Origin of the sequence: uncultured Tateyamaria sp., from assembly GCF_947504105.1 — a bacterium.
GTDB lineage: Bacteria > Pseudomonadota > Alphaproteobacteria > Rhodobacterales > Rhodobacteraceae > Tateyamaria.
Map to the genome: position 1 here is coordinate 1 of NZ_CANNGP010000073.1, position 11,100 is coordinate 11,100.

General features: G+C 53.6%; 11 protein-coding genes. 8 read left to right on the forward strand and 3 right to left on the reverse strand.

The features are described 5' to 3' along the window. Window positions 1-540: 540 nt before the first annotated feature. Together Q1A75_RS22380 and Q1A75_RS22385 are read right to left on the reverse strand one after the other, a co-directional pair. Window positions 541-690, reverse strand: coding sequence for a hypothetical protein (locus tag Q1A75_RS22380; RefSeq protein ID WP_299546394.1), 150 nt, complete (start codon window positions 688-690; stop codon window positions 541-543). A 479-nt stretch (window positions 691-1,169) separates the two neighbouring features. Further along, window positions 1,170-2,609 carry a PLP-dependent aminotransferase family protein gene (locus tag Q1A75_RS22385; RefSeq protein ID WP_299593133.1) on the reverse strand — a complete coding sequence of 480 codons (1,440 nt, stop codon included), beginning with the start codon at window positions 2,607-2,609 and terminating at the stop codon, window positions 1,170-1,172. Between Q1A75_RS22385 and Q1A75_RS22390 the strand changes: the two genes are divergently transcribed. From Q1A75_RS22390 to Q1A75_RS22425, 8 genes are all read left to right on the forward strand, one after another. Then, on the forward strand, window positions 2,589-3,797 hold the full coding sequence (locus Q1A75_RS22390) for an MFS transporter (protein WP_299546398.1): 1,209 nt from the start codon (window positions 2,589-2,591) through the stop codon (window positions 3,795-3,797). The two genes, Q1A75_RS22385 and Q1A75_RS22390, sit on opposite strands and share 21 nt — an antisense overlap. A gap of 67 nt (window positions 3,798-3,864) precedes the next feature. After that, window positions 3,865-4,734: a YqcI/YcgG family protein gene (locus Q1A75_RS22395; protein ID WP_299546400.1), complete on the forward strand. Its 870-nt coding sequence runs from the start codon at window positions 3,865-3,867 to the stop codon at window positions 4,732-4,734. 60 nt (window positions 4,735-4,794) lie between these two features. Continuing rightward, a complete protein-coding gene (locus tag Q1A75_RS22400; protein WP_299546402.1) occupies window positions 4,795-5,613 on the forward strand; it encodes an arginase family protein in 819 nt (272 codons plus the stop codon). Beyond that, window positions 5,610-6,467, forward strand: a complete 858-nt coding sequence (gene dapF, locus Q1A75_RS22405) for a diaminopimelate epimerase (protein WP_299593136.1) — start codon at window positions 5,610-5,612, stop codon at window positions 6,465-6,467. Before Q1A75_RS22400 ends, dapF begins: the two co-directional genes overlap by 4 nt. Beyond that, window positions 6,454-7,431, forward strand: coding sequence for a cysteine synthase A (gene cysK / locus Q1A75_RS22410; protein WP_299546412.1), 978 nt, complete (start codon window positions 6,454-6,456; stop codon window positions 7,429-7,431). Before dapF ends, cysK begins: the two co-directional genes overlap by 14 nt. Before the next feature lie 51 nt (window positions 7,432-7,482). Further along, on the forward strand, window positions 7,483-8,706 hold the full coding sequence (locus tag Q1A75_RS22415) for a homoserine O-acetyltransferase (RefSeq protein ID WP_299546404.1): 1,224 nt from the start codon (window positions 7,483-7,485) through the stop codon (window positions 8,704-8,706). After that, window positions 8,703-9,449 (forward strand): SDR family oxidoreductase, encoded by a 747-nt coding sequence (locus Q1A75_RS22420; RefSeq protein WP_299546406.1) that lies wholly within the window; start codon window positions 8,703-8,705, stop codon window positions 9,447-9,449. The genes Q1A75_RS22415 and Q1A75_RS22420 overlap by 4 nt, the downstream gene beginning before the upstream one ends. A 38-nt stretch (window positions 9,450-9,487) precedes the next feature. After that, on the forward strand, window positions 9,488-10,441 hold the full coding sequence (locus tag Q1A75_RS22425) for a hypothetical protein (RefSeq protein ID WP_299546408.1): 954 nt from the start codon (window positions 9,488-9,490) through the stop codon (window positions 10,439-10,441). A gap of 130 nt (window positions 10,442-10,571) precedes the next feature. Here the strand turns inward: Q1A75_RS22425 and Q1A75_RS22430 are convergent, their stop codons facing one another. Beyond that, the gene (locus Q1A75_RS22430) at window positions 10,572-11,072 is read right to left on the reverse strand and encodes a hypothetical protein (RefSeq protein ID WP_299593139.1); all 501 of its coding nucleotides are present in this window, start codon (window positions 11,070-11,072) and stop codon (window positions 10,572-10,574) included. Window positions 11,073-11,100 lie beyond the last annotated feature (28 nt).

Genomic DNA, 11,100 nt, shown 5'->3' on the forward strand with positions numbered 1-11,100 from the left:
TGGTGGCCACGATGAGCAACAAACCCTCTCTTAGCAAATACCGCTATTTGGACCCATAGGCGCTGACGTCAGACACAGTTCACAACCCCAGAGAATACATGAATTTTCATACGAACAATGCAATGTTCAAACTAACGTGTGTGTCGTTGCGGCATCCATATTGGTTGAGCGCACTACTGGCGGCATTGACGTCTCACGACTTCAGGATTTGATAGAGCAACGTTTGAATGGCGATTTTGCCTCTCTGCTGAAATTGAGAAGCGTGGTGTCCGAAACCCTCCGTGGCGGTGTGATTCCAGGGACCGGTGTCGCTTTCGATTTGGAAAAGGCTCGGCAGTCTCTTGCCATATACAATATGGATGAAATTCCTGCAGTTAGGGGCGATTTGGAGGTCGGAGTGACAGGAGTACGCTTTCGATCGAACCTTGATCTTTGTGACAAGGCAAAGATTTCAGAACTCGCTACGATATCTACGGGAGTTTTGCCGAGTTGAGCAGTTTGAATCTGGCTACTGTCAATGCCAGCCGAGATATTTGATTTTCAATAATTCGCTTCAATATCCGCAGCCAACTCTGAAAGAGGCACACCGAATTCGGCAGCCATCGCCCCAAAACTGTCAGCGTTGGTTGACGATTTGCCGTTTCCAACAATGAAATGACTGCGGTCATTGAGCTGGACAGCCCGCGTCATTGGGCATGATCACCAAGGGTCAAATGGTTGATCATGCACATCAGGTACTGTGAGCAGTGGTCGACAACGGGAGCAAAGGCATGAAGCGCGTAGACATCACTTATCGCAGCGGTTCATGCCTTTGTGGGCTCTACGGAGATGTTTGTGCGCCGGGGTCTGGCTAGACCGGTCATTCAAACCGTGAGCAGCAAATCAACTTGAAGAGCCCTCACCGGACCTCTCGATTTTATGCTGCGCGCGCTCGCAACGCCAAATATTCTGCACAAGCACGAAATTCCATGATACGGCGCGGCGCGGTTTCGAGTCATTCGCGCATCGCGCAGCATTTTTTGGAGGGGTCAACCTACGAAGCACACAACTTTGTGAACCTTTGCGGCGGTCTCGCCAATGTCAGGTTTTTTGGGCGATCAGCGACAGGTGGAAGGTTTGATGTTGCCATGTTGAATTGTTATCCAGTTGAACCTAGATTCATTATCGATCTAGGCCATGTCTACAACTTTGCATATGCTTTTTAGACTGAGCCTCAGCCCTTCCTCGCTGATTCCACCGAAGGCCAGACGTAGTGCATTATCCGTGCCGGGTGGCACTGCATATGGCTCGGCCGACGAAACAGCGACACCTCTATCCGCCAGCATAGCTACGATCGGATCAGCCCGCTTTCGCTTTGGCAATCGCACCCAAGTGAAACTAGCGTATTGATGGGAACAGATATCGTATCCGTTCAAATACTCTTGGCAAAGCCGCTGCCCTCGGGCACCGGCCTCCCTACGCCTGTTCTCAAATTCCAAGATTGAGCCATCTTCGATCCAGTGCGTAACCAATGCGGTAATAACAGCCGGTGTGTTCCAGGTTGTTGCCCGGATCGCCATCGTCACAGCTCCAGCCAAGTCCGGAGGCACCACTATGTACCCGAGTCGCAGGCCCGTAGCCAAAACCTTGGACACACCGCCAATGTAAACGGACCGCTCCGGCGCAAGTTGAAGAAAACTTGGCGGCGGGTCAGTTTCAAGAAAATCGTAGGCTCCGTCTTCGATTATCAATAAGTCAAAGTGTCGGGCGACAGCGACAATTTCCCGGCGCGTTTTCTCGTCCATCACCGATCCTAGTGGATTGTGAACGGTAGGGGTGAGATAGACCGCGCGGACTGATTTGGTTTTGCAAAGACGAAGCAAGGATTCAGGGTTCATGCTTCCTTCTCTCTCAGCAACTGAGTGTAGCGAAAGGTCCCGCAAACCGACCACTGCGCGAAACCCCGGATAAGTTAGCTGGTCCGTTGCAACTATGTCGCCTCGCTTTAGGAGACCCAGGGCGACAATAGAAAGTCCGTGTTGGGCACCGGATGTGATGAACAAGTTCTCTGCATCTATTTTTCCAACTCTGTTTGAGAGATATGCAGCGATGGTCCGACGCTCACTCAATACCCCGCCATGTGGTTGATAGCGCAAAACAGAATTTAGGTCTCCGCGTCTGGCGAGCCAACGCAAACCGGACCGTAGGACGTCCCCGTCACCGGGATCGGCTGGCATATTGAACACCAGGTCAACTGGCGGCGCATCCTCAAACTGTTCAATACCAAGGGTGAGCGGTAACTCTGGGTTTCTGACGAACATGCCGCGTCCGCGTTCCCCTACAATGAAGCTCCTTTGCTTCAGTGTTTTGTACGCACGCGTTGCCGTCGCTAAAGCCACTCCGTTTTGCTCTGCAAAAGCCCTATGTGTCGGCAAACGCGATCCTGGGGGGATTTCACCGGACTTGATCTGCGCTACCAATTTTTCTGCTAGGTCCAGATAAACCATGTTTGGCCTCAGCACTTTTCCGCCGTCATTAGTACAATACAATAATTGTGATAACGGCGGTTCCATGTCAACCTCAGGTTTAATTTTCTGAAGGATGCCACCATGCGAGAGACCTTTAGCCACGCGATTCTCGCGTTCGCGTTGTTTACCACGACCTATGCAGTAAATCTGCAAGCTCCGCTGTACTCTGTATATGCAGAGAACAGCGGTGTTGGGGCAACCGCGGTCACGATTGGCTTCGCCGCATATGTAGCAGGTTTGATGCCAACGCTCATCTTGCTTGGCGGCATGTCAGACCGAATTGGTCGCAGGTTACCAGTGGCGATGGCTCTAGCCTTGGGCGTCGGCGGAACGGCTCTGTTGGTTGTCGCTCCAACGTGGCCTTCTTTGGTATTTGCCCGTTTTGTTCTGGGTGTTTCCACAGGATTCGCTACCACAGCCGGGACGGCATACATGGCTGAGTTATTTAGTCAGGATCGTACGAGACAAGCCACATTGCTGGTAACGTCCGCCACTTCATTGGGCTTTGGGGGCGGCGCGCTGGCAACCGGCCTCAGTCTCGCCCAGTGGGGGCCAAGCATTATGCCTGTCAGCTTTGTTGCTCTATTCCTCGTTGCCCCAATTTTGGCGCTGGTAGTGCTTGCTCTACCCAAAGCAGACAACCCGCAAAGAGTGGCCATGCTGCGTTTGCCTGTCTTTCCTGAAAGAACATGGCAATACGGAATGGCGCTGGCGCTGGCCTGGTCTACCACCGGTATGACCATTGCAGTCGTTCCGCTGCAACTTCATGAGCAGGGACTCGGCGCATATACTGGGTTAGTCATTTTCCTGGCCATCTTTGTCGGTTTCCTGTCGCAGCCGCTGGCCCGTAGGTTGACGAGCATTAGCGCATTGAGAGTTGGACTTGTTCTCGTGCCGCTCGGCTTTCTCACGGTGTTGGTTGGCGTCTGGCTCCAGGAAATCTGGCTGGTTCTTGCTGGAACGGCGATCACAAGTTCGGCCAGCTATGGATTTACATACTTGTCGAGCCTATCGGAGTTTGCGATCCGTGCACCGGATAACCGCGCACGCGCCGCTGCCGGGTTGTTCGTCTATGCGTATGTTGGGTTTTCGCTGCCAACGATCGCAAGTGGCGCCATGGCCGATAAGTTTGGCCTTCTCACAGCAATGTCGGTTTTTGCCTCGCTGCTCGTCGCCATAACAATTGCGGTTGGATGGTTAGGCAGATCGACCGGCCGTACCGAACCCACAAACCTAACCGAAGAGCCAACATTCCGCGGTGAGTCGGCAACAGCGGTCAAATCAGGCTAAAGCCGCGAACGCGTTGTCGCACGTCAGGGTAAATCGCACCCATTTCATAAAGGGAAATTCTGAAGCCATGACAACAATTGCTAATGATTTATTGAGCACTGAACAGCGTGTCACAACGAGCGTCACAGTATTGCAATCGCAACCTTATGTGGCAGCAACTGCGCAGGGATGGCACAGGGAAGCCTACAACGACGTTTCCGAGCGCTTGGCCAACGAGAACGGTTTTCCGTGTGTGTTTTCAAAGAACGCAATTCGTAAGGGCCTGCTGAAGTTTATCTTTGTCGAAGGAAATGGCCTGCAAGATATGAAACGTTTGGCAAGGGGGCTCATGGCCTTTGTCGAGGTGAGTTCAGATTGGAATGGCGATTTAAACACGGCCTATCCACTGGTCGTTGCATTTTCAGAAAACGCGATCTCGGCCCGCCGCGTCGAAGAATATCACGCCTTTGGATGGCGAACGCTCCAACGCCTTCATTCATTGGACAATCAGCCCTGGCCCAAGGAAGTACCGTATGATCCCAGCTCGACGGCTTGGTCGATGTGCTTTAGCGGGATGCCAATTTTCTGCAATATGAGCAATCCAGCTCACCAAAGCCGGGCAAGCCGAAATTTAGGGAAACATTTCAAATTGGTCATCAATCCGCGCGAGCGGTTTGACAAAGTTGCAGGCGATACCCCTGCCGGTCGCAGAGCTCGGGCGAACATCCGCGACCGAATTCTTACTTACGATGGTCAGCCACACTGTCCTCAACTTGGGTCCTATGGGGAAGATAGCCTTGAGTGGTGGCAGTACAGCCTCTCCGACAAAAACGAGATCCGTACAGATAGATGCCCCTTCAAATCGGACCAGTCGCTTAGCACCACCCAGAATTGCCCACATGCCGGTGACCATTCGGCCTCCGAACGTGCCGGAGAGAAAGGAACTGAAACAACTTAACGTAAGTTGAATTCGCCTGATTCAGAAATTCCAACGTAATCCCAGAAGGACACAGTAGAAATGTTCGAACTCATAGTTTCCCAAGGACGAATAGCAGATCGCAAAGACCGCACAATCGAGGGCGCTTTGCAGACCGCGCGAATGCTGGAAGATGCCCTAGGACTCAAAGGGAAATATTTCGGAACGCCTGAGCCTGCGAAAACTGACGACTGGACGCTCAGCCTTCCAGAGGCAGAGCAGACTTTGGCCTGCCTGCAGGCCGCCATTGCGGACAGCATCGAAGCAAGCCGAACACCTATCATGGTCGCCAATACTTGCTCGGCCAGTCTTGCCTCGCTGCCGACCCTTGCTGAGCGGTATCCGGAAGCCATACTGCTTTGGGTCGATGCACACGGCGATTTCAACACGCCCGATACCACGGACTCCGGATATTTGGGTGGTATGGTGCTGGCCGGGGCTTGTGGTCTTTGGGACAGTGGGCACGGAAAAGGGCTGCGCCCTGATCAGGTGATTTTGGTCGGCGCACGCGACATCGACGCCGAGGAGCTGGCGCAGCTGCGTAGGTCAGGTGTCCGGATTTTGCCGCCAGAGGAGGCGACGCCTAACGCCGTACGCGAGGCCGTGGGAAAAGCACCAGTCTGGATACATGTTGATTGGGATGTAATGGAGCCAGGCCACATACCTGCGGATTACAGTGTACCGCACGGGTTTCTGCCGAAACAATTGCGCGAGATTTTCCAGGCGATTCCCTCTGGGCAACTTGTCGGCTTGGAACTTGCAGAGTTCCACGCACCGCTTTCGGAATCCGAGAGTCGCGCGCCGTTGAAGCACATCCTGAGCATAATCGACCCATTGCTTGAGCCGGAGGCAGTAGTTTGACCGGGCTTGAGAACATCCCATTCATCAAGATGCACGGTGCCGGCAACGACTTTGTCGTTCTTGATCTGCGGGGACGTTCGGAGCCAACGCCCGAACTATGTGCGGCCATGTCCGATCGTAACACCGGGATCGGGTGCGACCTTGTGCTTGGGATTGAGCCGCCACGGTCGCCTCGCGCATTGATCTCGTACCGCATATGGACCTCTGACGGGAAAACTTCACAGCAATGCGGAAATGGTGCCAGATGCATTGCTGCATGGGCTCAAAGAACCGGGCTCGCCGCTTCTGACGCTTTCGAACTTGATAGCCCGTCTGGGCCAATCGAAATCATATCACTCGGTAGCCATACCTATTCCGTTAAGTTGCCACCGCCGTCTTTCGATCCGGATGCGCTACCCCTTCACGGCTTTAAGCAGCAAAGCCCACCCTATTCACTCGAAACACCTGAGGGCAATGTCATTCACTTTGGCATCGTGTCGATGGGTAATCCACATGCCGTGATCGAGGTTCAGGATCTAAAGGGTGCACCCGTCAAAACAGTAGGACGGCTGCTTCAGAACGCACCTGAATTGCCGGACACCATTTGTATCAGTTTCGTTGAAATTGTTGATCCAGATCACTTGCGGTTGCGCGTCTTCGAATTCGGCGCAGGAGAAACCCTCGCATGTGGAAGCGGTGCCTGTGCTGCTGCGTCGTACCTGATGCAGCAAGGCCGGGTCAGTCGAGATGTCTCAGTTTCGATGCCTGGTGGGACGCTTCAGATATCTTGGCCTGACAATCATCAGGCACCAATCACATTGACAGGCCCTACAGCCTTTGTTTTTGAAGGAGGGTTCGCTTATGCCACTATATGATAGCATTCTAGATACCATTGGCCGGACGCCGATTGTAAAGCTGCACCGAATCCCACCAGAGCATGTGGACATCTACGTCAAGGTGGAATCTTTCAATCCAGGCGGTTCGGTGAAAGACCGGCTTGCGCTCGCCGTAGTCCTTGACGCTGAAGCAAAAGGACAACTGAAGCCAGGAGACACAATCGTTGAATGCACGTCCGGCAATGTGGGCATAGCGCTGGCTATGGTAGCGGCAGCTCGCGGCTACAAATTTGTCGCTGTAATGTCGAACACCTATTCACTCGAAAGGCGCAAGCTGATCAGAGCATATGGCGGCAAGGTGCTGCTTTTTCCTGGTGAGTTGGGCAGCAGTGGAGGCAACAAAATCGCCGATGACCTGGCGGACAAGCACGGCTGGTTCCGGGCACGGCAATTCGATAACCCTGCAAACCCAGCCTACCATCGTGAAACGACTGCAACCGAAATTCTGAGCGATTTCGCAGGAAAACGCCTCGACTATTTCGTGACTGGCTTTGGCACCAGCGGAACATTGACCGGAGTTGGTCAAATGATGAAATGTGCTCGACCAGATGTTCAAGTGGTCTGCGCGGAACCTGAAAACGCAGCGGTTCTGGCCGGAAAGTCGTGGAATCTGCACGAAATTCAAGGGTGGGCCCCAAACTTCGTACCAAGCGTCATGGACCAGACCGTCATCGACCAGCTACAACCCGTAAACGAAACAGTCGGACGCGACACAGCACGTCGCCTGGCTGCTGAAGAAGGCATCTTTGTTGGTATTTCAGCTGGGGCAACGCTCGCGACGGCTCTTGAGGTCGCGCATAGCGCTCCGCGCGGTTCTGTTTTGTTGGCCATGCTGCCGGATACAGGTGAACGTTATCTATCCACATTCCTCATGGAAGATGTGAGCGAAGGGTCGGATGACGAATGGCTCGATTCACTGGACCGCGAGTTGGAAACAGCCTGATCTATACACCTCACGCCCCCGCGTTCTCGTCTGAAAAGGAGGACATATGCAATGTTGGAACAGCCATTGACCAAGCTACCCACCCCTTCCAGTCGTGAATTTATCCCGCCTGGAAGTCGCTTCTTGTCGTTGCCAGAGGTTTTCCCCATGAGACATGGAGGGTGTCTCAAGAGAGGCATCTTGGCGTTTGAAACTTGGGGGACACTTTCGCGGGGGCGCGACAACGCAATTCTCATCCTAACCGGATTGTCACCGGATGCGCACGCCGCCTCTTCGCCCACGAACCGGGAAGTCGGCTGGTGGGAACGTATGGTTGGTCCTGGCAAAGCCATCGACACCGACACATGGTTTGTAATCTGTGTCAACTCGTTGGGAAGCTGTAAGGGCTCTTCCGGTCCGGCATCTCTTGTTCCCGACAATACTCTCACGTACAGACTTGATTTCCCTCAACTCAGCATCGAGGACATTGCAGATGCGGCAGCGTTTGCCGTGCGCGCCCTTGAAATCGAGACCTTGGCATGCGTGATCGGCTGCTCGATGGGCGGCATGAGCGCACTATCTCTGATTTCTCGTCATCCCGGTCTCGCTCGCACTCATATTAGTGTTTCGAGCGCCGCGCATGCAGCTCCGTTCGCATTAGCCGTGCGCTCGCTTCAGCGACAGGCTATCCAAGACGATCCAAACTGGCGGTCTGGACAGTACAGCAATGAGAGTTACCCGCTTGCGGGTATGTCGATCGCTCGAAAACTTGGGCTTATCACCTATCGGTCTGCGACTGAGTGGCAAGCGCGATTTGGCCGAAATCTAGCCGCAAGTGGTTCAGCTAGCCAGCGAGGCGGAGTGCTATGTCGCCCAGAGTTTGCCGTCGAGAGCTATCTCGAATGCCATACAAGGAGATTCCTGCGTGGGTTTGATCCAAATTCCTATCTGTACTTGAGCCAGTGCATTGATTTGTTTGATCTTGCAGACCACGAGAACGGGTGTGCCGACAGAGCTTTGTCACAACTCACGCTGGAACGCGCTTTGGTCCTGGGCACGGATACAGATATTCTATTTCCATTATATCAACAACGCCAGATCGCCGATGGCTTACGCGCCGCTGGCGCAAGAACCCAGTTTACTGAACTGGACAGCCATCAGGGCCACGACGCCTTCCTCGTCGATATTCCGTCGTTCGGTGCACCTATCGCTAGCTTCCTTTCCGATCTCGGACGGAAGTCTCCGGTCGTTCGCGCAGCACCAGTTGTGGCACCAAGGGAGGAATTCGTCTTATGAAAAAAGATGCTGGAAAGATTGCTTTGGTGACCGGAGCTAACCGTGGAATAGGATTTGAAATTGCGCGTCAGATCGCACAATCGGGCGCTCATGTTCTGCTGTCCGGTAGAAGCTTTGAGCACGCCAATATTGCGGCTCAAACGCTTTGCGACCAAAAGCTGATTGCCACTCCGATCCAGTTGGACGTGACCGACCCAGAATCGGTTAGTCACGCTGCGGACTGGATTGCCAGTACCTTTGGCCGCCTCGATATATTGGTCAACAACGCAGCCATAAGAATTGAGGACTATGGTATCGCGCCATCTGGACAACCCATGTGGAAGTGGCGGGAGACGTTCGAAACTAACCTCTTCGGCGTAGTTGAAGTTACGCAAGCTCTGCTCTCGCTAATCCGAAACAGTAAAGCAGGGCGTATTGTCAATGTTTCTAGCCTCTTGGGTTCAGTAGGAACCCATAGCGATCGCAGCTCTTATGCCTACAGTGACATGTTCAAGTCATTGCCTGCTTACAGTGCGTCGAAATGTGGGGTCAATTCCTGGACCGCGCATCTTGCATACGAGCTGCGGGATACGCCGATCAAAGTGAATGCCGTTCACCCCGGTTACACCAAAACCGACATGAACGATGGGCTTGGTGATTTGGAGATACCCGAAGGAGCCCGTACTAGCGTCCAAATGGCGCTACTTGGATCAAACGGACCTTCCGGATCATATGTCCATCTCGACCGGATTATTCCGTGGTGAACACACCCTCGCATTCTCAGTCAATAAGGTTGAAAAAAATGAAGCATGTTGCCCTCGTCACCGATCCAGAAAGTTTGCCAATCGACTTCGATATGGACTTGCTGACTGATGCCTGCGTTGCTCAAGGAGTACAGCCCGAAGTAGTTGAATGGACTGATCCCAGCGTTCCCTGGGGAAAGTATGATGCCGTTCTGCTACGGTCGCCTTGGAGCTACACCAAACATCTCAAGAGGTTTCGAGACTGGTGCGCTCGTGTTGATGCGCAGACTCACCTCATCAACCCGCTGGCAGTTATCAGTTGGGGTCTGGACAAAACGTATTTGAAGGACCTGGAAGCACTTGATGTCCCTATCGTGCCGACAGAAATTTTGGCTCTAAATGCGAAGATCGGTGACCGCCTCCAATCCTTTATGGAAGATCACCCTGAGTGTAATGAACTTGTCATAAAGCCAACGGTTGGCGCTTATTCCCAGAACGTTGGTCGCTTCACGCGCCAAAACATCGAAACTGCCATACAGCATGTCGAAGCGCTCTTCGCAACTGGTCACAGCGTCATCATTCAACCATACCTCACTTCGATTGATGAGCGTGGCGAAACGGATATGATCTTTTTCGACGGCCACTACAGTCATGCTATCCGAAAAGCGGCACTTTTAATGCCCGACGGCACAGTAAATGTTCCAAGCACTGACATGCGCTCGGCGCGAGCAGCTTCTCCGGCAGAAAGGGAAGTGGGAGTAAGTGCGCTAAAGGCAGTGACCAAGACCTTCGGATTGGAATCACCGTTACTTTATGCCCGTGTTGATTTAGTCGAGGACCAAAATGGTGCCCCTGTACTTCTTGAACTGGAGATCTCAGAGCCTTCGCTGAGCTTGCCGTTTGCGCCGGGTAGTCCAGATCGGTTCGCAAAAGCAATCGCGAACAGGCTAATTTCTAACGACTTTGCAGGTACAGATATCCAACAGTCTACGCAAGGGGTCGGCTCCGGCTGAATAGAATCCAGTCCCCATCCGACTTTAGCACCCAATTCTGCTCTTCGCTGGACACGACCCCTTTCCGGATCCATACCCGCCCGCCAGACGAAGGGCGGGCATGGCGTCCCCCGGGACCCCGTGAAACCTCTTAGCAGTGACAGCTTTCGTGAAGTAGGCTGCAACGCAGCAAAAAGAGTGTAGCGCATACAAACGAATGCTGCATCAGCAACACGCCAAAACGCCAATGCCGGGTTTGTCCCGCGTCTAGTTGGTTGGAACGACTTGCGGCGAAGAGGCGGTCTGGGTTTTGGCAAATTTGGCGCCTGTGAATGACCGCTTTGACGACGCTGCCGCACTGCAAAAGAAACGGTGCTGCGAGTGCGAACGAATGCTGCGTCAGCAATAGCCGCGCCTGCACAAGGCCGCTTTGTCCCGCGTCTAGTTGGTTGGAACGACTTGCGGCGAAGAGGCGGTCTGGGTTTTGGCAAATTTGGCGCCTGTGAATGACCGCTTTGACGACGCTGCCGCACTGCAAAAGAAACGGTGCTGCGAGTGCGAACGAATGCTGCGTCAGCAATAGCCGCGCCTGCACAAGGCCGCTTTGTCCCGCATCGTTCCAGTTCGCAGCCGTCGCAACGAAGGTCTGCATTCGTCAGCTTGGCAAGGATCGTCGCGCC

Coding starts and splice junctions, on each gene's coding strand:
- cysK (WP_299546412.1), top strand. CDS start 6,454: ATGCCACTATATGATAGCATTCTAGATACCATTGGCCGGACGCCGATT.
- Q1A75_RS22390 (WP_299546398.1), top strand. CDS start 2,589: ATGCGAGAGACCTTTAGCCACGCGATTCTCGCGTTCGCGTTGTTTACC.
- Q1A75_RS22425 (WP_299546408.1), top strand. CDS start 9,488: ATGAAGCATGTTGCCCTCGTCACCGATCCAGAAAGTTTGCCAATCGAC.
- Q1A75_RS22430 (WP_299593139.1), bottom strand. CDS start 11,072: ATGCAGACCTTCGTTGCGACGGCTGCGAACTGGAACGATGCGGGACAA.
- Q1A75_RS22380 (WP_299546394.1), bottom strand. CDS start 690: ATGACGCGGGCTGTCCAGCTCAATGACCGCAGTCATTTCATTGTTGGA.
- Q1A75_RS22400 (WP_299546402.1), top strand. CDS start 4,795: ATGTTCGAACTCATAGTTTCCCAAGGACGAATAGCAGATCGCAAAGAC.
- Q1A75_RS22420 (WP_299546406.1), top strand. CDS start 8,703: ATGAAAAAAGATGCTGGAAAGATTGCTTTGGTGACCGGAGCTAACCGT.
- Q1A75_RS22415 (WP_299546404.1), top strand. CDS start 7,483: ATGTTGGAACAGCCATTGACCAAGCTACCCACCCCTTCCAGTCGTGAA.
- Q1A75_RS22395 (WP_299546400.1), top strand. CDS start 3,865: ATGACAACAATTGCTAATGATTTATTGAGCACTGAACAGCGTGTCACA.